At 60.7% G+C, this 26,038-nt stretch carries 23 protein-coding genes; 20 read left to right on the top strand and 3 right to left on the bottom strand.

The window, feature by feature from the left end; all coding sequences use genetic code 11:
* The first annotated feature begins 88 nt into the window (after positions 1–88).
* The 11 genes from LAO20_04080 (at position 89) to LAO20_04030 (ending at position 11,427) form a co-directional block, all read left to right on the top strand.
* Positions 89–775 (top strand): sigma-70 family RNA polymerase sigma factor, encoded by a 687-nt coding sequence (locus tag LAO20_04080; protein MBZ5530587.1) that lies wholly within the window; start codon positions 89–91, stop codon positions 773–775.
* Between the two features lie 98 nt (positions 776–873).
* Positions 874–1,500 (top strand): hypothetical protein, encoded by a 627-nt coding sequence (locus LAO20_04075; protein ID MBZ5530586.1) that lies wholly within the window; start codon positions 874–876, stop codon positions 1,498–1,500.
* A gap of 23 nt (positions 1,501–1,523) precedes the next feature.
* Positions 1,524–2,393, top strand: a complete 870-nt coding sequence (locus tag LAO20_04070) for a DUF4097 domain-containing protein (protein ID MBZ5530585.1) — start codon at positions 1,524–1,526, stop codon at positions 2,391–2,393.
* Between the two features lie 46 nt (positions 2,394–2,439).
* The gene (locus LAO20_04065) at positions 2,440–2,991 is read left to right on the top strand and encodes a shikimate kinase (GenBank protein MBZ5530584.1); all 552 of its coding nucleotides are present in this window, start codon (positions 2,440–2,442) and stop codon (positions 2,989–2,991) included.
* Positions 2,988–3,728 (top strand): hypothetical protein, encoded by a 741-nt coding sequence (locus tag LAO20_04060; GenBank protein ID MBZ5530583.1) that lies wholly within the window; start codon positions 2,988–2,990, stop codon positions 3,726–3,728. Before LAO20_04065 ends, LAO20_04060 begins: the two co-directional genes overlap by 4 nt.
* A gap of 155 nt (positions 3,729–3,883) precedes the next feature.
* Positions 3,884–4,939: an aspartate-semialdehyde dehydrogenase gene (gene asd / locus LAO20_04055; GenBank protein MBZ5530582.1), complete on the top strand. Its 1,056-nt coding sequence runs from the start codon at positions 3,884–3,886 to the stop codon at positions 4,937–4,939.
* Positions 4,940–4,961: 22 nt separating this feature from the next.
* Entirely contained in the window at positions 4,962–6,335 is a 1,374-nt protein-coding gene (lysC, locus tag LAO20_04050; protein ID MBZ5530581.1) for a lysine-sensitive aspartokinase 3, read from the top strand.
* Between the two features lie 70 nt (positions 6,336–6,405).
* Positions 6,406–7,086 carry a 4-hydroxy-tetrahydrodipicolinate reductase gene (locus tag LAO20_04045; GenBank protein MBZ5530580.1) on the top strand — a complete coding sequence of 227 codons (681 nt, stop codon included), beginning with the start codon at positions 6,406–6,408 and terminating at the stop codon, positions 7,084–7,086.
* 70 nt (positions 7,087–7,156) lie between these two features.
* Positions 7,157–7,513 carry a four helix bundle protein gene (locus LAO20_04040; GenBank protein MBZ5530579.1) on the top strand — a complete coding sequence of 119 codons (357 nt, stop codon included), beginning with the start codon at positions 7,157–7,159 and terminating at the stop codon, positions 7,511–7,513.
* 119 nt (positions 7,514–7,632) lie between these two features.
* Positions 7,633–8,544 (top strand): 4-hydroxy-tetrahydrodipicolinate synthase, encoded by a 912-nt coding sequence (gene dapA, locus LAO20_04035; GenBank protein ID MBZ5530578.1) that lies wholly within the window; start codon positions 7,633–7,635, stop codon positions 8,542–8,544.
* A 396-nt stretch (positions 8,545–8,940) separates the two neighbouring features.
* Entirely contained in the window at positions 8,941–11,427 is a 2,487-nt protein-coding gene (locus tag LAO20_04030) for a hypothetical protein (protein ID MBZ5530577.1), read from the top strand.
* Positions 11,428–11,493: 66 nt separating this feature from the next.
* On the opposite strand, the gene LAO20_04025 is transcribed toward LAO20_04030, so the two are convergent.
* Both LAO20_04025 and LAO20_04020 read right to left on the bottom strand, forming a co-directional pair.
* Positions 11,494–12,654: an NAD(P)/FAD-dependent oxidoreductase gene (locus LAO20_04025; protein ID MBZ5530576.1), complete on the bottom strand. Its 1,161-nt coding sequence runs from the start codon at positions 12,652–12,654 to the stop codon at positions 11,494–11,496.
* Positions 12,633–13,970 (bottom strand): cyclopropane-fatty-acyl-phospholipid synthase family protein, encoded by a 1,338-nt coding sequence (locus LAO20_04020; protein ID MBZ5530575.1) that lies wholly within the window; start codon positions 13,968–13,970, stop codon positions 12,633–12,635. Before LAO20_04020 ends, LAO20_04025 begins: the two co-directional genes overlap by 22 nt.
* A 625-nt stretch (positions 13,971–14,595) precedes the next feature.
* Here LAO20_04020 and LAO20_04015 point away from each other — a divergent pair.
* The 7 genes from LAO20_04015 to LAO20_03985 all read left to right on the top strand — a co-directional run bounded on the left by LAO20_04015 (position 14,596) and on the right by LAO20_03985 (position 23,013).
* Entirely contained in the window at positions 14,596–14,970 is a 375-nt protein-coding gene (locus LAO20_04015) for a VOC family protein (GenBank protein ID MBZ5530574.1), read from the top strand.
* A 268-nt stretch (positions 14,971–15,238) separates the two neighbouring features.
* On the top strand, positions 15,239–16,078 hold the full coding sequence (locus LAO20_04010; protein MBZ5530573.1) for a 2,3,4,5-tetrahydropyridine-2,6-dicarboxylate N-succinyltransferase: 840 nt from the start codon (positions 15,239–15,241) through the stop codon (positions 16,076–16,078).
* A gap of 46 nt (positions 16,079–16,124) precedes the next feature.
* Positions 16,125–17,579, top strand: coding sequence for a cation:dicarboxylase symporter family transporter (locus LAO20_04005; GenBank protein ID MBZ5530572.1), 1,455 nt, complete (start codon positions 16,125–16,127; stop codon positions 17,577–17,579).
* Positions 17,580–17,654: 75 nt separating this feature from the next.
* The gene (locus tag LAO20_04000) at positions 17,655–19,325 is read left to right on the top strand and encodes a ribonuclease J (GenBank protein MBZ5530571.1); all 1,671 of its coding nucleotides are present in this window, start codon (positions 17,655–17,657) and stop codon (positions 19,323–19,325) included.
* A complete protein-coding gene (locus tag LAO20_03995) occupies positions 19,325–20,500 on the top strand; it encodes a hypothetical protein (GenBank protein ID MBZ5530570.1) in 1,176 nt (391 codons plus the stop codon). Before LAO20_04000 ends, LAO20_03995 begins: the two co-directional genes overlap by 1 nt.
* Before the next feature lie 433 nt (positions 20,501–20,933).
* Positions 20,934–21,722 (top strand): hypothetical protein, encoded by a 789-nt coding sequence (locus LAO20_03990; protein ID MBZ5530569.1) that lies wholly within the window; start codon positions 20,934–20,936, stop codon positions 21,720–21,722.
* A 217-nt stretch (positions 21,723–21,939) separates the two neighbouring features.
* On the top strand, positions 21,940–23,013 hold the full coding sequence (locus tag LAO20_03985; protein ID MBZ5530568.1) for a hypothetical protein: 1,074 nt from the start codon (positions 21,940–21,942) through the stop codon (positions 23,011–23,013).
* 69 nt (positions 23,014–23,082) lie between these two features.
* Here LAO20_03985 and LAO20_03980 read toward each other — a convergent pair whose 3' ends face one another.
* Positions 23,083–23,952 carry a flap endonuclease gene (locus LAO20_03980; GenBank protein ID MBZ5530567.1) on the bottom strand — a complete coding sequence of 290 codons (870 nt, stop codon included), beginning with the start codon at positions 23,950–23,952 and terminating at the stop codon, positions 23,083–23,085.
* A 157-nt stretch (positions 23,953–24,109) separates the two neighbouring features.
* Here LAO20_03980 and LAO20_03975 point away from each other — a divergent pair, with 157 nt between their 5' ends.
* Positions 24,110–25,069: a threonine/serine dehydratase gene (locus LAO20_03975; protein ID MBZ5530566.1), complete on the top strand. Its 960-nt coding sequence runs from the start codon at positions 24,110–24,112 to the stop codon at positions 25,067–25,069.
* Positions 25,070–25,076: 7 nt separating this feature from the next.
* Positions 25,077–26,033, top strand: coding sequence for a hypothetical protein (locus LAO20_03970; GenBank protein ID MBZ5530565.1), 957 nt, complete (start codon positions 25,077–25,079; stop codon positions 26,031–26,033).
* Positions 26,034–26,038: the final 5 nt, after the last annotated feature.

Below are 26,038 nucleotides of genomic sequence, written 5' to 3'. Positions count from 1 at the left end.
AGTCTGGTGGGTCAAATCCCTGTAAAAGTTACATGGCAGGTGGGGTGGACAGGCAACCAAAACCCCTAGAGAATGGGTCTTTACCCGGATGGCACTTTCAGCGCAATGCCGGGACAACGAAGCAGTGACGGGGCCGCATCCAAGGGACAAGCGGCCTGATAAAGGCACCTTGACACAGCAAAAGAAGATCATCGCGCCAGGCCTGACGGAAGCAGAGGCGATTGAACGGGCCAAGAGCGGTGACGCGGAATCGTTTGAAGCCTTGTACGCGCTGCACAAACGCCGCGTGTATTCGCTGTGCCTGCGCATGACGGGGAATACGGCGGAGGCGGAAGACCTGGCGCAGGAAGCTTTCTTGCAGTTGTACCGCAAGATCGCCACGTTCCGCGGCGAGTCAGCGTTTTCAACCTGGCTGCACCGGCTGGCGGTGAACGTGGTGCTGATGCACCTGCGTAAGAAGGGGCTTCCGGAAGTTTCGCTGGACGAAATGCTGGAGCCGCAGCATGACGAGGGCCCAAAGAAAGATATAGGGGCACGGGACAACGTTCTGGCCGGGTCCATTGACCGGGTGAATCTGGAACGGGCCGTGGAAAACCTTCCGCCGGGGTACAGAATCATATTTGTATTGCATGACGTAGAGGGTTACGAACATAACGAAATTGCCGAGATGATGGGATGTTCGATCGGCAACAGCAAGTCGCAACTGCACAAAGCGCGCATGAAGTTGCGCGATTTGTTGAAGCTCAGCAGAGCCGAAAAGGCCACCCGCCAGTGATCATGGGCGGCTGAGACGAAAGCGGCCACGAGAAAACACGCGAAGAAGCGGCGTGGTTTTCTTCAGGACGCGGTCACTTTGGGAGAGGATGAAGACAAATGAACTGCCAGCAATTTCAGGAAGTCCTGCCGGAGATAATGGATACCGGCGGGAGCGAGCAAGAAGAAGAACATCTGCGAACATGTCCATCTTGCGCCGGACTGGTGCAGGACCTGGAAACCATCGCCGGACAAGCCAAGCTGTTGATGCCCATGCACGATCCCAACCCGCGGGTGTGGGCGGGGATTGAGCAAGCGCTCCAGCGAGAGGGCTTGCTCCGGGAGGGTCGAACGCCACGCCTGGGAGCAGTGATCGCCCTGCCGCCTCCGGTCGAGAGCTGGACACGCAGCGGGTGGGTGATGGCCGCAGTGGCGGTATTGGCCTTTGCCGCCGTCCTCATCACTTACCGTCCACAACCCAATCAAATTTCAGCGCAAAAAGCCGCAACGCCAGCCATACAATTTGACGGCGAAGACCAACAGTTGCTCAGCCAGGTGGCGCAGCAGGAGCCGGTGGTGCGGCGCGCGTATGAGGACAGCCTGCGCGAGGTGAACGCGTACATTGTTGACGCCCGCCAGGCCATCAAGCAGGACCCGGATGATACGGTAGCGCAAGAGCACCTGGCGGACGCCTACCAACAAAAGGAAATGCTGTACCAGATGGCCACGGCCCGCTCGTTGCCGTAACCGCGAGGAGACTTTAGACCGCTATGACGAAGCTTGGATACGCCGCTACCCTAGGATTGGCCGCAGCCCTGGCCACATCCAGCTTGTGGGCCGCTGATGTTCGCAAAGAAGTCCGGCTGGAGATCGCCCCCGGAGGCACGCTCAACATCTTCAACAACGGGGGCTCCGTCAACCTGCACTCAGACAACGGACGCCAGTTGGTGGTGGTGTATACGGAACATTCCGACAAGGTGGAAGTGGACCAGTCCATAACGCCGGACAAGCGGCGCGTGGAATTCCACACCCATACCATTGCCGACCAGAAACCTACCAGCGATGAAGCCCGCGTGGACTATGACGTGACGGTTCCCAAGGGGATTTTTGTTGCGGTCAGCGGCGCAAGCTCCACCATTGTGGCCGACAACATGAGCGGCGATCTCAATCTCTCGTCGGACACCGGGCAGATCACGGTACGCAACGTATACCTATCCCACATCAAGGTGCGCAGCGTAGCTGCCCCGATTACTCTCTCCAGCATCAACAACTCGACCGTGGACATCATCACCACGGCGGGCGCGGTGGAGCTGAGCAACGTTTACGGTCCTAAAGCGAAGGTGAAAGCCGGTACGGCCAGCGGCAACATTACCTACAGAGGCGATTGCGCGGGCGGCGGCGAATACAGCTTTACCACGCACAGCGGAGCGATTGATGTGTTCATGCCGGAGACGGCGTCCGTGGACCTGACCGCGCATACCGACAGCGGCACGCTGCAAACCGATTTTGCCTTTAAGATCAAAGGCCATTCCTACCTTCATGACAAGCCGGGCAGTTCCTTAGTAGGTACCTCCAACTCAGGCTTATCCTCACTGGAGCTCCGCACCTTCAGTGGTAAAATCCGCGTGAAGAAGCAATAAAACGCGCGGCCACGCCGCCAGGAAACATTTTTGCCTTTGTCCTTAGATGGCCCGCTCTGAGCCAACCCGGCGTGTTGTCCTCATCGGGTTCATGGGCGCGGGCAAGACCAGCGTGGGACGCGCGCTCGCCGCGCGGCTGGAATGGAATTTCTGCGATTTGGACAACATCATTGAAACCCGCGAACAGCAAACCGTTGCGGCGATCTTTGCCGACCGCGGAGAGGCAGGCTTCCGCAAGGCGGAGAGCGCCGCTCTGCGCGAACTACTGCAAGATTCCGACATGCCGGGCGATCTGGTGTTAGCGCTGGGCGGCGGAGCGTTTGTGCAACCCGCCAACCGCGCCGCGCTGGAGCGCTCCGGGGCGGCAACAGTCTTGCTGGAAGCGCCGCTGGAGGAATTGCGCCGCCGCTGCCAGGAAGGCGGCAACGTGCGTCCTTTGGCGCGGGACGCGGCAACCTTCAGCAGACTTTTTGCAGAACGGCGTTCCGCTTACCAACTGGCGCAACACCGCGTGGACACCATGGGCAAATCAGTGGAACAAGTGGCGGAAGAAATCGAACGTCTTCTCGCCGCCGGCAAGCCGGAGGTAAAGCAATGAAAAGGTCCATCAACATCGTGCTACTCGCCATGACGCTAACGGCCACGGCGACGTTTCTCAGCGCCTCCGACCAGAAGGACAAGAAGACCACCGGAAGCAAAGTGGTGGATGCGGGCAGCTTTGGCATCTTTATGAGCGGCAAACGCGTGGGCACGGAGACATTTCATATCGAGCAGCGCGCTGACCTGAGCGTAGCCACATCTGAAATCAAAGTGGACGACGGGAAATTCAAGGCCACACAGACTTCGGAGATGCAGATTACCGCCAAGGGCGAGCTGCGCTCTTACAACTGGCGGTCCACGTTGCCGCAGAAAGAAGAATCCAGCGTGGAAGCCAAGGACCAGTTGCTGGTGGAGCACGTGGTCCCGGCCGACCAGAAAAAGATGGACGTGCCCCACGTTCTGCCGCTTTCCACGGTGATCCTGGACGACAACTTCTTCTCCCATCGGGAAATCCTGGTTTGGCGCTACCTGGCCACCGGCTGCCTGCTGAAAAACAACGAGCGCCTGTGCGGACCCAGCAGCTTTGGCATCCTGGTGCCGCAGCAGCACGTGGCCGCCAGCGTGTCGGTGGAGCTGGTTGGCCGCGACAAGCTGCTGGTGAAAGGCGTGGAGCAGGAGGTCAACAAAGTCAGAATGGAATCAGAAGGTATCGTATGGATGCTGTGGGTGGGCGACGACTACAAAGTCATGAAGATGGCCGTCCCTGCGAACAACGTTGAGGTGGTGAGGGACTAGAAGATTGGTAATTGGGTAATTTGGTAATCGGGTAATTTGCGATCGTACTCTGTTGAAACGCCGAATCGTCCCATCGCCGAAAACTTAACGGTCGGGCTGAGTGCTGAATGCTAATTGCATCTTCCTCAATGCTAAAATCACACTCTTAGAACTCCATGACCACCAAGATTCCAGTTGGCATTCTCGGCGCCACCGGCACCGTAGGACAGCGCTTCATCCAGCTGCTGGAATCACATCCCTGGTTTGAAGTTGCGTGGCTGGCGGCATCGGACCGCTCGGCCGGCAAGAAATACTCTGAAGCCGCCACCTGGCGGCTGAGCACGCCGATTCCGCAGGCCGTGGCGGAACTCACGGTCAACGCTGCGGCTCCCGCGCAAGACACGCCCAAGCTGATCTTTGCCGCCCTGGATGCGGCGGCCGCGCGCGAGATTGAGCCGGCCTTCGCCGAAGCGGGATGCGCCGTGGTTTCCAATTCCAGCGCGTTCCGCATGGCGGAAGACGTTCCGCTGGTGGTCCCGGAAGTGAACGCCGACCACACCGAATTGATCAAGCGGCAGAAGTGGTACAAGAAAAACGGCGGCTTCATGGTGACCAATCCCAACTGCTCGGCCATTGGGCTGGTGCTGGCCCTGGGGCCGCTGCATCGCCGATGGGGCGTGGACAAAGTGTTCGTCGCGACGATGCAAGCGGTGAGCGGCGCGGGATATCCGGGCGTGCCGTCGCTGGACATACTGGGCAACGTGATTCCCTACATCGCCGGCGAGGAACCCAAGCTGGAAGCGGAATCGCGCAAACTGCTGGGATCGCTGGGCGGCTCAGGTGTAATCCCGGCGGAGATCGCGCTGAGCGCGCATTGCAATCGCGTGGCGGTGGAAGATGGGCACATGGAGTCGGTGTCCGTCAAGCTGCGCCAGTCAGCGGAAGCCGAAGAGATCATCCGCACGTGGAACGAATTTCGCTGCCTGCCGCAGAAACTGAAGCTGCCCACAGCGCCGGAGCAGCCGGTGATCTACGATCCCGCGCCGGACCGGCCGCAGCCCCGCCTGGACCGCGATCGCGGACGCGGCATGTCGGCCGTGGTGGGGCGGCTGCGTCCCTGCAACATTTTTGACTGGCGATTCACCGTGCTTTCCCACAATACGATTCGTGGCGCTGCCGGCGCGGCCATCCTGAACGGCGAGCTGCTCAAAGCGCAAGGATATCTGGGTTGAGCGCGCCAGCCGAGGCACGCCGATGATCGTGATGAAGTTCGGCGGGACCTCCGTGCAAGACGCGCAGGCGATTGACCGCGTGGCGGCCATCGTGCGCGAACGGCTGAAGGAAAAACCCGTGGTGGTGGTGAGCGCGCTGGCGAAAATCACTGACCAGTTGCTGGCCATGGCCTCCGCCGCCGGCGCCGGAGATCGCGCAAAAGCGCTGGAACTCTCCCGTGCGGCGCGCGAGCGCCACTACAACACCGCCGTGGACCTGCTGGGCACGCACGCCTTTGAGCAGATTGCGCCGGAGCTTGACGCCGACTTCAACAGCCTGGACGAGCTGTTGCGCGGCGTGGTGGCGGTGGGCGAGTTGACGGCCCGCACCACGGACGCCATCGCGGGCTTTGGCGAGCGGGTATCGTCCAAGATTGCTGCGGCGGCGTTTTCGCAGCGCGGCATTGACGCCACGCACGTGGATTCGCGCCGCTGCATCGTAACCGACGACACGTTCAGCAAGGCCATTCCGCAATTTGAAGAGACCAACTCGCGCCTGGTGGAAACGGTGAAGCCGCTGCTGGAACGCGGCCGGGTGCCGGTGATGGGCGGCTTCATCGGCGCAACACGGGAAGGCATTGGCACCACGCTGGGGCGCGGCGGGTCCGATTTCAGCGCGGCCATTGTGGGGGCGGGGCTGGACGCCACGCGCATTGAGATATGGACGGACGTGGACGGCATGATGACCACCGACCCCAGCCTGTGCCCTCAGGCGCGGCGGATCAAGAACATTAGTTTTGAAGAGGCGGCGGAGCTGGCGTATTTCGGGGCGAAAGTCCTGCATCCGGCCACGCTGCTGCCGGCCATTCAGAAGAATATTCCGGTGCTGATCCTGAATTCGCGTAATCCCAAATGCGAAGGCACGCGCATCACCGCCACCGCGCCCAAGAGCAAAAACATCTTCAAAGCCATTGCCGCCAAGAAACGCATAACCGTGGTGGACGTGGTAGCCACGCGCATGTTGATGGCTCACGGCTTTTTGAAAAGCATTTTTGAGGTATTCGCCAACCATCGCTGCCCGGTGGACATGGTTTCCACATCCGAGGTCAGCGTTTCGGTGACGGTGGATTCGAACGAGTCTATTGCCGCCATCGCCGCCGACCTGGGCAAGCTGGCGGACGTTAAATATGACGGCCGCAAGGCGATTGTGTGCCTGGTGGGCGAGAACATACGCAACACGCCGGGAATCGCCGCGAAAGTTTTTGGCGCGATTCCAGACGTCAACATCCAGATGATTTCCCAGGGCGCGTCGGAGATCAACATCAGCTTTGTGATTGACGAGGCGGACGTGCCGCAAGTAGTCTCACGGCTGCATCAGGTGTTTTTTACCGATGTGGACCCAGCGGTGTTTGCGTGAGCTTTTTTGTGTGCTCCGCTGGCGCTGCGCAGGTGAAGCCGAACAAAGCTGATGGACAGAGAGGACTGGTTTGCAAATTCTGGTTCTAGGACGCGGCAAGACGGGCGCGCTGGTGGCGGACGTGGCCAGAGAGCGCGGCCATGAAGTAACTTCGCTGGCCAGCCAGGACAACCAGGACGGCCGCGGGCTGACGCCGGAACTGCTTAAGAAAATGAACGTGGTGGTAGACTTCACCGCGCCGCACGCGGTCATCGCCAACGTGATTCGCTGCGTGGAGAGCGGAGTGCCGATGGTAGTCGGCACCACGGGGTGGTACCAGCACATGGAGAAAGTCCGCGAGCTGGTGAAAGAACGCAAAGCGGCGCTGCTCTACGGATCGAATTTTTCCATCGGCATGAATTTTTTCTTCAAGGCCGTGCAGGCGATTGCGCCCATCTTGAAAAACCATTATCGCGGCAGCATCGTGGAGCGGCACCACGTCCACAAGAAAGACAAGCCTTCCGGCACCGCGGTGACGCTGCAGAAGATCCTGGAGTCCGGCTCAGGGCAGAAAGTTGAAGTGGCTTCCGTGCGTGAAGGCGAGACCGTGGGCATGCACCTGGTGATGCTGGACTCAGCCAACGACACGATCCTGCTCACGCATGACGCGAAAAACCGCCTGGGCTTTGCTGAAGGCGCGGTGCGCGCCGCGGAGTGGATCCAGGGCAAAACGGGATTTTATGAGTTTCCGGAGATCGTAGATCAGCTCTAACGATCGGGTCATCGGGAGATCGGGTCATCGGATCATCGGAAGATTGCCTTGCGTATTAGAATGGCCAGCCATGAGCCTCGACCAGCACCATCAACTCAAGCAGCGGACAAAGGCCTTTGCGCTACGGATCATTCGCATGACGCAGGCTCTTCCGCGTAGCCGCGAAGCCGACGTCATCGCTCGCCAAGTATTGCGATCAGCCACCAGCATAGCCGCAAACTATCGAGCCGCCGGTCGAGGGCGTTCCAAAGCGGAGTTCACCGCCAAGCTCGGAATCGTCATTGAAGAAGCTGATGAGACGGTACTGTGGCTGGAACTGCTGGGCGAGAGCGGCATCACTAAACCTGCAAGACTAAGAGATTTGCTCGACGAAGCAAACCAACTGTTGGCGCTGTTTGCAGCGTCTTGGCGAACACTCAGGCAATAGCTGAGGAATTTGGCCCTGGTCTCCGATGGCCCGATGATCCGCTGCCCCGATCTTCCGATTCTGCGCCTCGCGACAATCTATCTCCAGGCGAGGAACCTTTGTTATGCTATGAAGCGATCATGAAACTCCAGGGTTGCGGCACCGCGCTTGTTACTCCGTTCCGCCAGGACCAAACGATTGACCAGCAAAAGCTGGGGCGCCTGGTCGAGTGGCAGATTGAATCGGGGATCCATTTCCTGGTCCCCTGCGGGACCACGGGCGAGACGCCCACGCTGAGCAAAGAAGAATGGCTGCGGGTCATTGATATTACGATTGAAGTGGCCGCGGGGCGCGTGCCGATTGTGGCCGGGGCCACGTCGAACGACACCGCGGACGCAGTCGCCAAAGCCCGCGAACTGAACAAGCGCAAAGGCGTGGACGCCATCCTGACGGCGTCACCCTATTACAACAAGCCCACGCAGGAAGGCCAGTACCAGCACTTCAAAGCCATTGCCGAAGCGGTGGACAAGCCGCTGGTGCTGTACAACGTTCCGGGACGCACGGCCGCCAACATTGAGCCGGCCACGCTGGGACGTCTGGCCAAGTTGGGGAACATCATCGCGGTGAAGGAAGCCAGCGGCAACATCAGCCAGATTGCAGAAGTGTTCAACCACGTTCCCGATAGCTTTCTGGTCTTCTCCGGCGATGACGCGGTCACGCTGCCGGTGATCTCGCTGGGCGGCGTGGGCATCATCTCCGTGGCGTCGAATGAGATCCCCAAAGAAATGTCGGACATCGCCCGCGCGGCGCTGAACAACGATTGGAAGACGGCGCGAGAGATTCATCGCAAATTCCTGCCGCTGATGCAGGCCAACTTTTTGGAATCGAACCCCATGCCGGTCAAGACCGTGCTGGCGATGATGGGACGGATTGAAGAAGTCTTTCGCCTGCCCATGGTCCCGGTGAAAAAAGATACGCGCAGCAAGCTCCAGCAAGTTGCCGCTGAAGTCGGGCTGCTGGAAGCGGTCACCGCGTCAGTCTCCGACCTGTGAACCTTTATCACGCTGAAAGTGTGACGCCGACTCGGTTCAGTCGGGCGACTCTGATGAGCCTAAGCCTGCTTTGTAAGGAAAGGCCAAGCTTTCTCCACCAAACTTAACCGCAAGCATGCGCATCCTTCCGAAACTTGCCGAATCTCGCAGTGTTGGCATTAGTGGGTAGCGATATTCATTGAACACAAGGTTTTCGGCATTGCCAAAACGCCGCGAAACCGCATCTAAGTTAAAGGGAACCCAGGTCAAAAGACCACGATCCGTTACATCAAGCTTATTAAAGCAAAACTTGTGAACTCAAAGATGAGTGAACCAAGATTTGTGGACCAAGAGAAGAGGTGGCACGTGAAAACTGCCGATGTTCTTAAGCACGCCCGCAAGATTTGTTTGTCCGTTATGGCTCTCGCCGCAATCATGCTACTGGCATCGCCGCTGCTGGCCGATGAAGGCGATCCGCCGGGCCGCGTAGCCCGGCTCAGTTTTATGAGCGGCAACGTCTCATTCCAGCCTGCCGGTGAAGACCAGTGGAGCCAGGCATCACTGAACTATCCGCTCACCACGGGCGACCGCATCTACACCGACCGGGACGGGCGGGCGGAACTGGAAACCGGCAACATCGCCATTCGTCTTTCCACCGACACCGACATAACGGCCACCAACCTGACGGATGAGCTGCTGCAAATGGGTCTGGCGCAAGGCACGCTGCGCATCCGGGTTTTTGACATTCGCGAGGGAAACGCGATTGCGATTGATACGGCCAACGCGTCGCTGACCATTTTGCGCGCGGGCAGTTACCGCATCGAGACTTATCCTGACGACAACATGACGCTGATCGTGGTCACCAGCGGAGAGCTGGAAGTCAACGGCAACGGCTTTTCCGAGGTGGTGCAAAGCGGCCAGGCGTTGCAGCTCACCGGCACGGACCAAGCGGAGTTGCAGTGGGTGTCAGCGCCGGGCAACGACGATTTTGATCAATGGTCGGGCGACCGCGACCGCCGCTTTCTGGGCGGCGATTCGCGCAAGTACGTGAGCACGTACTCTCCTGGCTACTCTGATCTGGACCAGTACGGACGCTGGCAATCAGAGTCTCAATACGGACAGATTTGGTATCCCACGACTGTGGCCGCCGACTGGGCGCCGTATCGCTACGGACGCTGGGTCTGGGTGGCGCCGTGGGGTTGGACCTGGGTTGCGGAAGAGCCCTGGGGATTTACGCCCTTCCATTATGGTCGCTGGGTGTTCATCGGCTCACGCTGGGGATGGTGTCCCGGCCCGGTAGCGGTGCGTCCGATCTACGCGCCGGCGCTGGTGGCTTTCGTGGGCGGACCGCGCGCCGGCATCTCAGTGTGGTTCCCGCTGGGACCCAGAGACCCGTACTTCCCTTCGTATCGCCACAGTGACGGGTACTTGCGCGAAGTGAATAGGGCGAACGTTTCGGTGAGGAACGTCACCATCATCAACAACTACATCAATGTGCGGGACAGGAGCAACGTCCGCTATCAATACCAGCGCGTGGCGCCGACTGCGGTGTCCACGGAAACCTTCCGCAGCGCGCGGCCCGTGAACCGGGAACTGGTGCGACTGAACCCGAGTGAGATTGGACGCGGAAGAGTCATTGCGCAGCCTGAAGTTAAGCCTGATGTGCGCGCCATTCATGGCGGCACGCCGCAGACACGTCCGCCGGTGCAAGCCGAGCGGCCGCGGTTCGAGCAAGGCAAACCGGGTGGGGTAATTCGTCCTGGAACACAGCCCGGTGTCGCAAGACCAGGAACGCAGCCCGGCGTTGTAAGACCGGGAACACAGCCCGGTTTAGCAAGACCGGGCGCGCAACTGCCCGCACCGCAGCAACCTGCGCAGGACACTCGCGGGGGACGCGGAAGGGATTTTGGCAGAACTCAGCCAGGCGCGGCGCAACCCACACGGACTCCTCCGGCCGCAGGCCAGCCAGGAGAAGCCGGTGGTCGCAGAGCGCCTGACACCGGGAGGCCGGTAGCTACTCCGGCTCCGGGACAACCCTTGTCCGGAGGAGGGCACCAGGTTCCGGCAACCCAGCCACCCGCAACACAACAACCGGCGCAACAGCCGGCGGTGCAACAGCCGACGCCGAGGGGTCGTGAGCCAGGACGCGGACGGGAACCGGGCGCACAGCCGGGCGTACCTACGCGGACTCCACCTCCACCTGTGGTCCAGCCGCCTGCTGCACAACAACCGCCGCCGCAACAACCTGCAATAACGCGGCCGACGGTAGCGCCAGCGCGGACTCCACCGCCAGCTGCAGTTCAGCCACCGCAACAGCCGGCAGCACAACAGCCCACACCGGGCGGTCGCGAACCAGGACGCGGACGGGATGCCGGCGGTCAGCCGGGCACACCTACGCGGACTCCACCTCCGGCGGCAGTCCAGCCCCCGGCGGTGCAGCAACCCGCTCCGCAACAACCCGCTGTAACGCGCCCGACTGTGGCGCCGACGCGGACACCACCTCCACCCGCGGTCCAGCCACCGGCAGCGCAACAACCCGCTCCGCAACAACCCGCTGTAACGCGGCCGACTGTGGCGCCAACGCGGACTCCACCGGGCGCGACCTTGCCAGGAGGAGAGGTGGATCGCAGAGTTCCTGACACCAGGAACAGGCCGGCAGCCACTCCGCCGCCTCCACAACCTCCGGCGCCCCGGAGCCAGCCGCCTGCGGCACAGCAGCCTCCGCCGGCAGCGCAGCAGCCCGCGCAACAGCCTGCGCAGGAGCGGCGTCCCGCGGTGACCAACACTCCGCCGCCGGCGCAACAGCCTGCACAGGGCAATCGCGACGTGGGACGCGGCAGGGATACAGGAGCCCAGTCGACCCCCAAACCGACTCCGACGCCGGACAAGGACAAGAAGAACTAAGCACGACCAATCGCATTTCAAGTGGCCCGGCGAGTTGCCGGGCCATTATTTTGGAAGAGCACGCGGTCAGGCGGCGTGGAGAAACCAGTTCTCAACCGCCGTATGGCGGCAGAACGATGGCTTGGTCAGCAGCCAGCGCGCAATTCCCTTCCGCATACCAGATGGAAGGCGGCGTCCCAGCGATTGCAAGATTCCGCCGTGTGAGCCAAAGCGCTGGGTGAGGAGCGCGGGATATTCTTGCAGGCGGTCCAGGGAATAATCACCGGCGGCGGACTGGACCACACCGGCGGCGATCAACCCGGATTCGACCGCGGGCAAGATGCCTTCGCCACTTTGCGGGAACGCCAGGCCGGCGGAGTCGCCTATGAGCAGGACGTGGTCGCCGACAATTTTCCGCGGCGTATAGCCGGACACCAGATACGCGTGGCCGAACAGCCGCCCCGGCAGATCGAAAGGCACTTTGCCGGCGGCGCGCAGGAATTCCAGGAAGCGCGCCACGTGCTCCGGCAAAGCGCGCTGGTCCAGCCGGCCCAGTCCGATATTCAGCAGATTGCCTTTGCGGAAACACCAGCCGTAGCCTTTGAGGTCTTCACAGAAATAAAGTTCGGGCGTCTCGCCCTGCACGCGGCATTGCGCCGCCTGTTCGGGCGACATGGCAAATTCAATTTCCTGGGCGACGACCGGCTCTTCGTTCTTCCCATTCTTGCTTGCGTCGTGGTTGCCGTTGGTGTTGCCGTTGCGGCCGCTGTTGAGAGCGCGGGCGATGGGACAAAAATGTCCGCCGGCCCCGATGAGCATACGCGCGCGGATTTCTCGGTTGATGAGCCAGGCGTCGCCAACACGTTCTATGCTGGTGATGGGGACGCCTTCACGGACTCGCGCGCCACAGCGGCGGAGGAGATATTCGTCGAATTCCCGGCGCTGGATGCCATAGCTGACGATGTTGGGAAAGGTCACGTCAACTTCGCGACGTCCCATGCTGCTGATGCGAAAGCCGGTGATGGGCTGCATGGTCCGTCCGGGAGCGTAGTCGCGGGAGGCGTAGTCGCAAGGATCAATGGCCAGGGCGCGGAGTACTTCGGGGGTGATCCAGCCGCCACAGACTTTGTTGCGAGGAAACGTGGCCTTGTCCAGGACACGCACGTCCAGGCCGCTGGAACGCAGGGCCCAGGCGCACGATGAGCCTGCAGGTCCGCCGCCGGCGATCAGGACATCGCATGAATCCATTTTTTCTCCGGCTGGTTCTGCTGGGCTGATGTATCGCCGAGGTTGTCATGGAGGCCGGCCCACGTCCAGCGCTGCGCGGCGCATTTGTTTCCGGCGAACACGATCTGGAACAACTGCAGGCTGCCCACGCGGAATGCGGCAATGGACCCGGCCAGATACAAGCGCCAGGCGCGGGCAAAGTTTGGTCCAAAGCGTTCCACCACGGCCGGGTAGGACTGCTCAAAGCGGCTGAGCCAGTGCTCCAGGGTCTTGGCGTAATGGGCGCGCAGATTTTCCACGTGCAGGACGCTGTAATCCTGGGGCTCCAGCACGCTCATGGCTTCTCCCAGGCTGGGAACGTAGGCTCCGGGGAAGATGCGTTTGCGGATCCAGACGTTGAAGGGGCGGGGATAATTTCTGCCGATGAAATGCAGCAAGCCGCGGCCGGTGTCGCCGATGGTGCGGTGAATCACGCGCCCCAAGTCGCCATAGTTCTTCACGCCCAGGTGCTCCAGCATTCCCACCGAAGCAAAAACGTCAAAGCGGCCACTGATGTTGCGGAAGTCGTCTTCAATAAACTCAACGCGGGAGGCCAGCCCTTCTTTCGCCGCCCTCTCGCGGGCGAAGGCAATCTGCTCGTGGGAGATGTTGAAGGCCTTCACGCGAACGCCGTAATGCTGGGCCATGTGCAGGGCCAGCGCGCCCCATCCGCAGCCGGCTTCGACCACAGTTTCGTCCGGCCGCAACGCGAGCTTGCGGCATACCAGGTCCATTTTGGCAGCCTGGGCTTCTTCCAGCGTTGCGTCGGGATGGGGAAAATAGGCGCAGGTATAGACCATCTGGCGATCCAGCCAGAGCCGGTAAAAGTCGTTGGAAAGATCGTAATGATGATGAATGTTGCGGCGCGAACCGCGCAAGGTATTGGCCTGCACCCAATCCAGCCAGCGCGAAACCAAACCGGGGCTGTGGCTCTTGGGCGATTGGTAGAGGTTCTCCAGCAGACGGACCAGATCACCTTCCACTTCAATGCGGCCGTCACTGTATGCGTCGCCAAACCCGATATCGGGATTCAAGGCAATGGCCGCCAGCGTTTTCTTGCGACGAATCACAATGGCTGGACGCAGCGGTTCCACATGCGCCTGCTTTTCCACCGGGCCATCGTCACCCAAACGCACCGGAACGTCCCCGGCAAGCTTCTGGACAACGCGCAGCAGATGGCGATTGAACCATGACCGGCGGGACGATGACTGGCGGGGCGATGACGGGGCGGATTCGGACGGGCTGGGCGATGTCTGGCTAGAACGCGACTGGTTGAATCTGGAGCTTGAAGTTCCCATGGTCTAAACCTCTCCGTTTCTGATGAGAGCGGACTTGGGGCGACCAGGAGCACGGCCTGCCGGTGAAACTCGCCGGGCGGCGAGGTCATGGGCGAACCAGCGGCCTGGGGAATTTATTTTATCCCTAAGATCATCCCCCTGGGCAAGAGGCAATTGCGGTGATCGCCATCACAGACAGGTAAGCGGCCATGGCGGGTATGGCACCCAAGCGGTCTAGGAAAGCACGGCCGAAATCAGTTGGGAATAGCGTTCGGAGCTATCGGCAGAGATCCGCATTGCGGATTGCAGGGTTTAGATTACGCGGCAGGCGCTTGGGAGAGATTAGTCAAGTCCAAGCGAGTTGGGGGCGAACGCGAACGGCCGCGCCGGTTAGCGCAGCCGTTATGGATGAAACCCGCGGCCTGCACAGCCAACGGGTTGCATCGCCGCCGGACCCCGGCAGTACCGGAAGGAGCTAACTGCTGCCGCAAGCCGGGACCCGGCGGTTTCCACCTAGGAGAAACATCCCTCTGGAATTAAGAATGGGCAGGCGGGGGTTTCTTGCAAGGATTTTTGGTGAAAATGGGGAAATTAGGTGGCGCTGAGGCAGGGTAGAATGCGGCGGGGCAAGCTCTGTCCTTTATACATGCTCAATTCAGCCAAGATCGTCGCTTTTGTTCCTACGCTCGATTTCGCCAAAGCCCGCAAGTTTTACGAGCAGACGCTGGGCCTGCGCTGCGTGAGTCAAGACGGCTTCGCCCTGGTGATGGATTGCCACGGCATCATGCTGCGCGTGGTGAAGGCGCCGCCGTTCACGCCGCATCCTTTCACCGTGCTGGGTTGGGAGGTGGAGCGGATTGAAGACGAAGTAAAGGCATTGCAGGCCAGAGGCGTAAAGTTCGAGCGCTACCCCGGCATGACGCAGGACGAACTGGGTGTGTGGATCGCGCCGGGCGGAAGTAAAGTCGCGTGGTTCAAGGACCCGGACGGGAATCTGCTGTCATTGTCGGAACACGTTTAGCGATTCGGACGTAGAGCGTCCCCCCCGCGCAACGCAAACGCAAGGTCCTTCCGGCCTACTCGCGCGCTGAAGATCGCCCCAGCAAGCCAAAACCGGGCTTGCCGGGGGCCCCAATGCAAAAGCGCGCGCTCTCGCTTAACGGCCGTCAGGATGACGGTCTTTCGTGGGAAGCGATGTTGGTTACTCGACCTGCCCCAAACTAGGTGGATCAAGTCAAACCAAAGAGTTGCTTGGCCGCCGCAAGCTTCCGCAGGTATACTCCCCGGCGATGCACAAACTTCAACCGGAGATTGAACGCTGGTACGCGGAAGGCGCGCTGGACGGCACGGCCGCAATCGAAGCACGCCGGGTGTTTCAGGAGTTTCTTGGGGCGCTGACCGGGGGCGAAGTCCGCGCCGCGGAGCGGCAGGCCAGCCATTGGGTGGTGAATGCCTGGGTGAAGCAGGGCATCCTGCTGGGGTTCCGACTGGGCGAGATGGTGGAATCGGGCGGCAAGGACGGGCTGTCATTCGTGGACAAGAGCACCTTCCCTGCCCGGCGATTCAACGTGCAGGACCGCATCCGCGTGGTGCCCGGCGGATCGTCGGTGCGCAGCGGCGCGTACCTGGCGCCGGGCGTGATCTGCATGCCGCCCATGTACGTGAACGTGGGCGCGTACGTGGACGAAGGCACGCTGATTGACTCGCACGCGCTGGTGGGATCGTGCGCGCAGGTGGGCAAGCGCGTGCACTTGAGCGCAGCGGCACAGATTGGCGGCGTGCTGGAGCCGGTGGGCGCGTCGCCGGTGATTATTGAAGATGACGTGCTCGTTGGCGGCAACTGCGGCGTCTATGAAGGCACGCAGGTGTTGCGCGGCGCGGTGCTGGGCGCGGGCGTGATCCTGACGCGGGCGACGCCGGTGTATGACATTGTCCGCGAGCAAGTGTACCGGTCGAGCGCGGAAAGCCCCTTGGTGATTCCGGAGAACGCCGTGGTCGTTCCCGGCGCGCGCGCGGTGAGCAAAGGCAAAGCCGCGGAGTGGGGATTGTCACTTTATACGCCGGTGATCGTGAAGTATCGCGACGAGAAGACTGAGGGTTCGATCACGCTGGAGGACGTGTTGCGATGACTAACTCCGGATCTCACCGCAAAGGACGCGAAGGACGCAAAGGCAGATGAATAATTCTCGCTGGAAAGGGAAATTTCTGATTGCGTTTCTGGCGCTGGCGGGGATCGCCGCGGTGCTGTGGGCGATTGGGTATTACTTTGGCCCGAGCCCGTCAGAACTAGCGGCGCAGGCGAAAGCCCCAGGGTTCCAGCCTCCGGCGCCGTGGATACATCCGGGCTGGTTATTGTCGCTGCGCTGGGCGGCGTTGGTCGCCTTCGTTGGATACGCGTGGGCGCGGCGGTCGCTCACGGCGTGGATCTTCGCCGGCATGCTGATTGGGGCGGAAATCGGCCACGATTTTCCCGACGTCGCGAAGAACCTGCAGATCCTCAGTGCGATTTTCCTGCGGCTGATCAAGACCATTGTGGCGCCGCTGATCTTCGGCACGCTGGTGGTGGGCATCGCCGGCCACGCTGATTTGAAACAAGTGGGGCGGATGGGGATCAAGGCCCTGCTGTATTTTGAAGTGATCACCACGATCGCGCTGTTCATCGGGCTGGGAGCCATCAACCTTTCGCAAGCCGGCGTTGGCGTACCCCGGCCGGCGACCGTAGCTGCGCCGCCGGCCACGCAGCCGCAGAAAGCCGCGGACATCATCCTGCACGTGTTTCCGGAAAACATTGCCAAGTCCGTGGCTGAGGGCCAGGTGCTGCAGGTGGTGGTGTTCAGCATCATCTTTGCGATCGCCCTGGCGCTGCTGAGCGAACACAAGCGCCGTCCCATGCTGGAGTTCTGCGAAAGCCTCTCTGAGGTGATGTTCAAGTTCACCAACATCGTCATGTTCTTTGCGCCGTTCGGCGTGTGCGGAGCCATGGCTTTCACTGTGGCCACCGGAGGCTTTGGCGTGCTGGTGAACCTGCTCAAGTTGCTGGCGACGCTCTATGCCGCTCTGGTGGTGTTCCTGGTTGTGGTGCTGCTGCCGGTCGTGCTGCTGGCGCGCCTGCCCCTGAAGCGGTTTGTCCAAGCGGTTACTGAGCCGGTTTCCATCGCATTTGCCACCGCCAGCTCAGAGGCGGCGCTGCCGCGTGCGTTGGAAAATATGGAGGCCTTCGGCGTGCCACGGCAGATTGTGGCCTTTGTTTTGCCCACGGGATACAGCTTTAACCTGGACGGCAGCACGCTCTATCTCTCGCTGGCTTCGATCTTTGTGGCCCAGGCCGCGGGGATTCATTTGAGCTTCGGCCAGCAACTGATCATTGTTCTCACGCTCATGCTGACCAGCAAAGGCCTGGCCGGCGTCCCGCGGGCGATGATTGTGGTGCTGCTGGGAACGGTGGATTCATTCCACCTTCCCGTCTGGCCAGTGGTGATTCTTTTCGGCGTGGACCAACTGATGGACATGGGACGGACGGCGACAAACGTCCTGGGCAACTGCCTGGCAACGGCAGTGATTGCACGATGGGAAGGCGAGCTGGGAGAAGGATCGGCTTCGCCCGCGGTGATGGACGCGCAGCAGCCGTGAGTTCGCGGCGTGACCGAACGTCCTGAAGCGGTTGCGTCAGCGGCGGCCATTCTCTGATAGCATCAAAGTTACTACATGCCTGCTGGAAAACTACATCTGATACCTTTGGGCGGCCTGGGCGAGTTCGGAATGAACTGCATGGCCGTGCGCTGGGGCGATGACATCATGGTCATTGACGCCGGGCTCATGTTCCCTGAATCGGAGCTGCTGGGTGTGGACATTGTTGTCCCGGACATCACCTACCTGCTGGAACATCGCGACAAAATTCGCGGGATCGTGCTCACGCACGGCCATGAAGACCACATCGGCGGGTTGCCGTGGATATTGTCTGAGCTGAAAGTGCCGGTCTTCGGCACCGAGTTCACGCTGGCCCTGGTGGAAAACAAGCTGGAAGAGCACGAATTGCTGGATGACGCCGACCTGCGGGAAATCCAAGCGGGGAAGCGCTTTGCCCTGGGACCGTTCACGGTGAATCCCATACAGGTCACGCACAGCCTGGTGGACTGCGTGGCGCTGGCCATCCACACGCCGCTGGGCGTGGTGATCCACACCGGCGACTTCAAAGTTGATCCCACGCCCACGGACAACCGCTCATTTGACCTGCACACCTTTGCCGAATACGGCAAAGACGGTAACGTGCTGGCGCTGCTGCAGGATTCCACCAACGCGGAGCGCCGCGGCTACACGCCGAGCGAGCGCGCGGTGCAGGCCCGCTTTGACGAGATCTTTGCCCGCGCCCAGGGCCGGCTGTTCATCACGTGTTTTTCGTCTTCCATCCACCGCATCAAGCTGGCCATGGAACTGGCGCGCGGCTATCGCCGCAAAGTGGCCGTGGTGGGACGCTCCATCACGGAGTCCACGGAGATCGCGCAGGACCTGGGCTACATTGACGTTCCGGAAGGACTGCTGATCCATCCCGGGCAGATCCGGGAATACTCGCCGCAGCAGGTGTGCGTGCTGATCAGCGGAACGCAGGGCGAGCCCATGTCCGCGCTGTCGCGCGCCGCGGTGGACAACCACAAGCATGCCCGGATCGAGAAGGGCGACACGGTGGTGCTGTCTTCGCGCATCATCCCGGGCAATGAGAAAAGCATTTACCGGATGATTGACCACCTCTACCGCCGCGAAGCCGACGTGATCTACGACGACGGGTCCACGCCGCCGGTGCACGTGAGCGGCCACGCCAGCCAGGAAGAGCTCAAGCTGATCATGAACCTGGTAAAGCCGAAGTACTTTATTCCCATCCACGGAGAGTACCGCCAGTTGCGGGTGCACGCGGACCTGGCGCGCTCAGTGCGCGGCGCGGTGGGCCAGGTACTGCTGATGGAAAGCGGCGACGTCTTGGAATTCGACGAACTGGGCGCGCGCAAGATTGACAAGGTACCAGTGGGGCGCATCTGCATTGATTCCGGTTCGCGTGGCGACGTGGTGGAAGACCTGGTGATCAAAGACCGCCGTCATTTGAGCGAAGACGGGTTTGTGTTGCCGATCATCGCCATTAACAAACTGACGGGGACGGTGGAATCCATCCCGGAGATTGTGATGCGCGGCTTTGCCGCAGGAGCCGAAGAAGGGTTCCTGAGAGAATCGCGGCGGGTGATCGCGCAGACGCTGGACATGTCCACGGCGGAAGAAAAAGCCGACTACGGCGTGATCAAAGAAAAGATCCGCACGGACCTGAAGCGGTTCATCGCCAAGACAACTTCACGGCGGCCGCTGATCATGCCGGTGATCCTGGAGATCTAGTGGCCGAAGCGCGGCGTTCACGCAAACTCGCGTATTTTGCTGTTTGCGTTGCGCTGCTGTTGCTGGCGTGGCTGACGCTGCACCGCACGGCCGGCGACCATCTGCGCGCCATGTCACTGCTGATGCGCTTCTCTGACGCGCAGGCCCAGGGATTTTCCACCCGCTTCGCCCGCCATCCCTTCACACAGGTATTGACCACGGTTGAGACCCCGCAGGGTCCGCTCAAGTTCCGCATGTACATTCCGCAGGACGTGAGCAATCCGCCGGCGATTGTGGTGCTGCACGGCATCCACAATCTGGGGCTGGAAGAGCCGCGCCTGGGGCGCTTTGCCAGCGCAGCCGCCGGGGCCGGGTTGCTGGTCATGGCGCCGGAACTGACGGACCTGACGGATTATCGCGTGACGCCCAAGACGATTGACACCATCGGCGCCGCCACCAACTACCTGAGCGCGCAAGTGGGGCGCAAAGTGGGGGTGATCGGACTGAGCTTTGCCGGAGGCCTGGCGCTGATGACGGCGAGCCGGCCGGAATATGCCGGCAACATAGGGTTCGTGGTGGCCGTGGGCGCGCACGATGACATGGCGCGGGTGGCGCGATTTTTCGCAGCTAACGTGGTGGAACGGCCGGACGGTTCCACGGCGCCGCTGGACGCGCACGAATACGGTGTGCTGGTGCTGGCTTACACGCACCTGAGCGACTTCTTTGCCGAGCGCGACATTCCCGCCGCCCGCGACGCTCTGCGGCTGTGGCTGTGGGAGAAGCCGGATGATTCGTTGCGCGCGGCCCGTACAGCGAGCGTGGCGGGCCAAGCGGAGTTTGATCTGATCGTTCACCATCGCGAGAAACTGCAGCAGCAGCTTCTCCAAGAGATTGAGAAATACAAAGACGAGATGGACGCGGTTTCGCCGCACCACAACCTGGACGGCCTAAAGGTCCCGGTATTCATTCTGCACGGCACCGCGGACAACGTAATTCCTGCGTCGGAATCAGAGTGGCTGGCCAAGGACGTTCCACCGGGCGCGCTCAGGAAAGTGCTGCTGAGCCCGGCGTTGATCCACGTCCATTTGGAAGACAAAGTGACTCTTTCGCAGAAATGGGATTTGATTGAGTTCATGGCGCAGGTACTGGAGGCAGCAGAGGAGTTGCCGCCGCCTCCCAAAATGGGAAAACGATAGGTACAGAAACAAAGCCCACCCAGCCGGTGGCCGTCTCCGGAATTCTCTCCCATCCTTCAATCAAGCACATACCTGTCTGATGACTTTCTGGCACAGTCTTGCTAAACACGGCGCATAGATTACTGGTTTGTATCTATCTCTAATGTCGAGATATCGTTCACTTCCTTTTTAGTTATCTGCAACAGCCATCCTGTAAGACTAAGTAGTTCTTAGTTCCATTAGGATTAGATATCTTTAACATGACTAGATATTCACAGAACATTTTCCCAATAACTATTGCAACGTTTTAGTATGCGCTGCCACTATAGTTCCGCGGGCCTCCTAAAGTGCGGACGGACTTGTTTGTCTTTTCCGCAGATGTGTACAGCGTTCGTGCTGATCGCGAAAGGATGTTGATCACGAGAGCTAAAAGCTCCAATACAAGGAGAAAGACATGGTGAAGAAAGTGTTTGGATCGGCAGCATTGTTTGCCGCGCTGATTATGGTCTGCTTATCGGGTGCGTCGCAGGCCCAGCAGATACACATGGGCGAAGCCAAGCCCGGTGGCCCACCCGTTGGCACGGAAGAGCCGTGCATTCTTAACTCGTGCCTGCTGTACGCCGGCGATTTTGACATTAACGGCCAGAACCCCAATGGTCTGTGGAACGGCACTAACACCGTCTTCAACATCACCGGGGTGGTCTATATCCCGATCACGATTCCAAAGAAGTTCAAGGGAGCAAAGGGCAAGACCGACTGGCAAGTGGGAGGGCTCTTTGTGAATGAGCTGATGGAGGACCTGGGGTTGGGCATAGGGGTGAGCAGCGTGTCCTGGTCCATCGTACAAGGCTCAGTCGCCGAAGGCGGCAATCCCAATGGCAACCAGGTAAAAACCATCTGCAGCGGCACCGGGGTGCCCACGGTAACCCCCACCGGACGCAGCGGCTTTGGCCTTCCTGAGGTGACCATCCTGATTACGGGCATTAGCTGCCCCATCCTGGAAAATGGCAGCTACTGGATGACAATGGTGCCCACGAGCCCGGCCATCGCCTTCCTGTCTGACGTGGAGGACAATTCCCCGGCGAACATCCAGGGACCTGGAACAGAGCCAACTGACCTCTCGTTCTTCGTCTCAAGCTTCTTTGGCTTCCCTAACTTCGCCAATACCACTGACATCGCCGTCTGCGGCAACATTGGCTGCGATAGTTTCTCCGCGGGAGTCGTCGGAGTAGCAGTGCATTAAACCCAGTTCGCAGCGCAGGCGAAGCCATACCAGTCTGCACAGCGATCTGGCAAAGCTCCGACCCTGGGTGCCTTGGGCTGCCGGGGTCGGAATCTATATATCTGATGGGAAGACGCGCTGCAGTTGCAAGAACTGCCTTCAGTCGTCTGAACTAAAGCTTACATTCGCCAACTGCAGCCCGCGACTATAGCGAGAAGTTCGCTAAGGAGAGATATTTGTGCGCAAAAAAATCTTTGCTCCCCTGACTATTTTCGCCGCCCTTACCGCGTTAACCTGCGTCAGCCTGGCAGGCTCCGCCATGGCGCAGGCGCAATCCACGCCCAGGTTCGTTACCCTGCCTCCGCGTTATCTCAGCAACGTGCTCGCTCCGGCTACTCCCACCGTCACGAACTGGACCGGGAGTCTATCGCCGGGCGGAACCAGTTTCACCATGGTGGGAACCAATCCGCAAACCACCAACACCGCAACCACGGTGACCGCTTATCTGATCCCCATCCGCATCGTCATCAACCCGACCCCCAATGGCATCTTTGATCCGGCACACGTGCTGGCCAACGGCCGGAACGTGATCCAGAACACCGCGCTCTCGCCCATCTTCAACTCGGGCATTGATTTTGTGCAGGGTGGCGTTGACCTTGGGAACACGCAATATATTGATGCTTACCAGCGCGGCAACTTTTGGAGCGATGTATCCATCAACACCAACTATCATGTGCTGCTGAATCTGGTTGTGCTGCCGGAAGTGACCATTAACGTTCCGCCGGCATCCGGCAAGATCGCCACAGAGTTCGGCGTACGAGCGGCCCTGGTGGACATCAACTTCTTTGACGCCAGGCTGCAGCAGATCATCAGCGGCAACAGCCAAATCACGCCCGACAGCCTGCCCATAGCCCTGACCTACAACACGTACCTCACGTCGGGCGGTTGCTGCATTGGCGGCTACCACAGCGCATTTGGCAGCGCGAGCTCGCCCCAGACCTATTCCCATTTCACCTACATTGACAGGGCGGGCGCGTTTGCCCAGGATGTTTCCGCCCTCTCGCACGAAGTCGGCGAGTGGATGGATGACCCGTTCATTGATAACCCCGGCTGCGGCGGTTTCTTGGAGAATGGCGATCCGCTGGAGGGCGCGCCCAATTTTGGCGCCGTCCCCTACACGTTGAACGGGTTCACTTACAACCTGCAGGACCTGGTCTTCCTGCAGTATTTCGGCCAGTCACCATCCACGTCAGTCAACCATTGGTTCAGCTTCCAAAACGCAAACCTGCAGGTTTGCTCCAATGGCCAGTAGGCCGCGTGAAAAGCGGGCTCAAGCGAATCGCTAGACGCTGATACAGGTACTGGGTCAGTCCAAACTGACCTAGTACTTGGCCGCCAGCACGCGGCGAAGCAGGTCGGGCGCCTTCAGTCGCTGCGCATGTTCGGCGAACATGGGACGCGGGCCTTGCCAGCGAAGGTCGTCAACCGTGTTGAAGACGGGGACGTCCAGGCGCAAGGTGGCGAGAGTGCGGAAAAGCAAGGCGTCATCCCACGCGCCGAACAGAGATTCGGACAAGGCACGGGCGCGCTTGATGGATGGGTGCCAAGCCTGCCAATCCTTGGGGATATCTTCAAGGTGCGGATACTGAGACAGAGCGAGGGCCGCGGCCTTGGCGCCCCATCCGGGAATGCCGGGGAAGCCGTCGGCGCTGTCACCGACCACGGCCAGGTAGTCGGGAATGGACCGGGGCCCCACGCCGAACTTTTCCACGACGCCCGATTCATCGCGCACGATCTCACGACGGCGGTCGAGCTGGACGACGCGCGTGCCGGCGACACACTGGCTCAGGTCTTTGTCTGGCGTGCAGATGAAGACTTTCCTTGCGGAGCTGTCCTTCGCGGCTTTGGCGGCGGCAGAGGCGAGCGCGTCGTCGGCTTCAAATTCCACCATGGGCCAGACCATAACACCCATGGCTTCCAGCGCTTCCTCCAGAATCGGGAACTGCGAGAGCAGCTCCGGGTCCACGCCTTCACTGGTTTTGTATCCAGGATAGAGATCGTTGCGAAACGATTCCACAACGTGGTCGGTGGCCACGCCCAGATGGGTTGCGCCCTGCTCGATCATGGACAGGACGGAAGTCAACACGCCACGCACGGCGCCGATCTCCTGTCCGCTGGCATCTTTCGCCGAGGGCACGGCGAAAAAGTAGCGGAACAGCTCGTAGGTGCCGTCAATCAGGTGGACGTCCATGGGGCTCCGGTCAGGGTTTTCTGCAAAAAGGAATGGTAAACGATTTGAAAATAATTTTAGGGGATTCTTGTTGCTAGCGTTCCTCCTGCATCCAATATGCAGCAGGCGCATTGAGAGTCATCATTTAACATAGACAATGCTACTGAAGAATCCAACCATGGTGACCCTCCAGGACATCCAACAAGCACGCACGTTGCTGCGCGGGGTGGCGGTGCGCACGCCGCTGGTGGCGTGCCAGCTGCCCGACGGCCGCCAGATTTTCCTGAAGCCGGAGAACCTGCAGCCGGTTGGCTCATTCAAGTTGCGGGGCGCTTACAACAAGATATCGTCGCTCACGCCGGAACAGCGGCAGCGCGGCGTTGTCGCCCACTCCAGCGGCAATCACGCGCAGGGCGTAGCATTTGCGGCGCGGGCGCTGGGCGTGAAGGCGACCATCGTGATGCCCAGCAACGCGCCGAAAGTAAAGCTGGACGCCACACGCGCGCTGGGCGCAGAGATTGTACTGGTTGGGCCGGCGAGCGAAGAGCGGATCAGGAAAGCCGAAGAGCTGGAAAAAGAACGCGGACTGATTGCCGTGCCTCCGTATAACGACGAAAAGATCATCGCCGGCCAAGGGACGATGGCGCTGGAAATCCTGGAAGACATGCCCAACGTGGAAGTGGTGCTGGTCCCGGTGGGCGGCGGAGGGTTGATCAGCGGCGTGGCCACGGCGATCAAGGAGTCCAACCCCAAGATCAAGGTGATTGGCGTGGAGCCGGAGTTTGCCGCGGACGCGCGCGAAAGCCTGCGCACAGGGACGATCCAGAAAACGAAAGCCGAGGATGCCGCGAAAACGCTGGCGGATGGCTTGCGGTCGGTGAGCCTGGGCGACATCACCTTCGCGCACGTGCGCAAATATGTGGACGCGATCGTGGCGGTGAAGGAAGACGAGATCAAGCAAGCCATGCGGCACTTGCTGTTCGCGGGACGAATCCTGGCCGAGCCCAGCGGAGCGGTGACCACGGCGGCGGCCATGTTCCACGCCGATGAAATTCCTCCGGGCACTACTGTTGCAGTGGTGAGTGGCGGTAATATGGAGCCACAGCTTTTTAAAGATATTCTTCAAGGTGCCTTGTAGGATGCGCATGAAATGCTTCCGAATTGGGGTGCGATGTGTGCCGGGCTGTGCCTGGTCCGCGAAACTTGCCGCGCTGCTGGCCACCGGACTCTTCGCGCTGAGCGCCGCGGCGGCCGACAACGAGCATGCCACGCTCATCCGCGAAGCTTCGCTCTACTCTTCGCCGGCGACAAGTGCAGAAAGAATTGCGCAGGTGGAACGCGGCCGCGACCTGGTGGTGCTGGAGCGCAAAAACGCTGACGGCAACCAGACCTGGATGAAAATATTCGTCACCCTTACACAAGGAGAAAACTCCCGCCAGGTGACAGGATGGCTGCCGGCAACGGCGGTGGTCACGGCGGCGACCATGAACGCCGACCAGATCATCTACGGCGAAGCCGTCAACGCGGAGCAGGAAGCAGAACGGCCTCGCGGGCGCAGAGGCGCAGCCGAGGACGCGCTTCGTCTCTACCAGCGCGTTGCTGAATATTTTCCCAACTCGCCGCTGACCGGTGAAGCTACCTTCCGCTTTGCCGACATCCGCTGGCAACTGGACCGGGCCAAGGCCAAAGGACAAGCGCCGGTGGACGAAAAGCTGATGCAGGCGGTGATCCAGAAATTCCCGGGAAGCAAGTGGGCGGACCTGGCTGCCTATGATCTCCTGGAAAACAAAATGTGTCCGGAATGGCGAGGACTGGCTGACTGTCCGCTGAAAGAAAGCACAGCGTACGAGCTGTACGCGCGGGAGCATCCGCGGTCGCCCAAAGCGGCGGAAGCGCTGTACAACGCGGCGTGGCGGCAAGCCGCGCTGGCGGACATCTTCCGCATCCAAGGCCAGCCCGCCAGCAGCACTGCCGCGCGCAACCGGGCCATGGCCTTGACGCAGGAGCTGGCCAGCCAGCTTCAACCCGAGTGGAAAACGCGGGCCGCCAGCCTGTTGTACAAGCTGCAACAGAATATTTCCGTCTACGGGTTGTCGCAATGAGCGGC

The sequence above is a fragment of the Terriglobia bacterium genome (genome assembly GCA_020072815.1).
Taxonomy (GTDB): domain Bacteria; phylum Acidobacteriota; class Terriglobia; order Terriglobales; family Acidobacteriaceae; genus Angelobacter.
Note: the sequence above shows the minus strand (reverse complement) of the source record. Positions and strands in the feature narration are given on the sequence as shown.

Excerpts from the sequence above, each read along its gene's own strand:
- LAO20_04080 (MBZ5530587.1), top strand. The coding sequence starts at position 89 with ATGGCACTTTCAGCGCAATGCCGGGACAACGAAGCAGTGACGGGGCCG.
- LAO20_04075 (MBZ5530586.1), top strand. The coding sequence starts at position 874 with ATGAACTGCCAGCAATTTCAGGAAGTCCTGCCGGAGATAATGGATACC.
- LAO20_04070 (MBZ5530585.1), top strand. The coding sequence starts at position 1,524 with ATGACGAAGCTTGGATACGCCGCTACCCTAGGATTGGCCGCAGCCCTG.
- LAO20_04065 (MBZ5530584.1), top strand. The coding sequence starts at position 2,440 with ATGGCCCGCTCTGAGCCAACCCGGCGTGTTGTCCTCATCGGGTTCATG.
- LAO20_04060 (MBZ5530583.1), top strand. The coding sequence starts at position 2,988 with ATGAAAAGGTCCATCAACATCGTGCTACTCGCCATGACGCTAACGGCC.
- asd (MBZ5530582.1), top strand. The coding sequence starts at position 3,884 with ATGACCACCAAGATTCCAGTTGGCATTCTCGGCGCCACCGGCACCGTA.
- lysC (MBZ5530581.1), top strand. The coding sequence starts at position 4,962 with ATGATCGTGATGAAGTTCGGCGGGACCTCCGTGCAAGACGCGCAGGCG.
- LAO20_04040 (MBZ5530579.1), top strand. The coding sequence starts at position 7,157 with ATGAGCCTCGACCAGCACCATCAACTCAAGCAGCGGACAAAGGCCTTT.
- dapA (MBZ5530578.1), top strand. The coding sequence starts at position 7,633 with ATGAAACTCCAGGGTTGCGGCACCGCGCTTGTTACTCCGTTCCGCCAG.
- LAO20_04030 (MBZ5530577.1), top strand. The coding sequence starts at position 8,941 with ATGGCTCTCGCCGCAATCATGCTACTGGCATCGCCGCTGCTGGCCGAT.
- LAO20_04025 (MBZ5530576.1), bottom strand. The coding sequence starts at position 12,654 with ATGGATTCATGCGATGTCCTGATCGCCGGCGGCGGACCTGCAGGCTCA.
- LAO20_04020 (MBZ5530575.1), bottom strand. The coding sequence starts at position 13,970 with ATGGGAACTTCAAGCTCCAGATTCAACCAGTCGCGTTCTAGCCAGACA.
- LAO20_04015 (MBZ5530574.1), top strand. The coding sequence starts at position 14,596 with ATGCTCAATTCAGCCAAGATCGTCGCTTTTGTTCCTACGCTCGATTTC.
- LAO20_04010 (MBZ5530573.1), top strand. The coding sequence starts at position 15,239 with ATGCACAAACTTCAACCGGAGATTGAACGCTGGTACGCGGAAGGCGCG.
- LAO20_04005 (MBZ5530572.1), top strand. The coding sequence starts at position 16,125 with ATGAATAATTCTCGCTGGAAAGGGAAATTTCTGATTGCGTTTCTGGCG.
- LAO20_04000 (MBZ5530571.1), top strand. The coding sequence starts at position 17,655 with ATGCCTGCTGGAAAACTACATCTGATACCTTTGGGCGGCCTGGGCGAG.
- LAO20_03990 (MBZ5530569.1), top strand. The coding sequence starts at position 20,934 with ATGGTGAAGAAAGTGTTTGGATCGGCAGCATTGTTTGCCGCGCTGATT.
- LAO20_03980 (MBZ5530567.1), bottom strand. The coding sequence starts at position 23,952 with ATGGACGTCCACCTGATTGACGGCACCTACGAGCTGTTCCGCTACTTT.
- LAO20_03975 (MBZ5530566.1), top strand. The coding sequence starts at position 24,110 with ATGGTGACCCTCCAGGACATCCAACAAGCACGCACGTTGCTGCGCGGG.
- LAO20_03970 (MBZ5530565.1), top strand. The coding sequence starts at position 25,077 with ATGAAATGCTTCCGAATTGGGGTGCGATGTGTGCCGGGCTGTGCCTGG.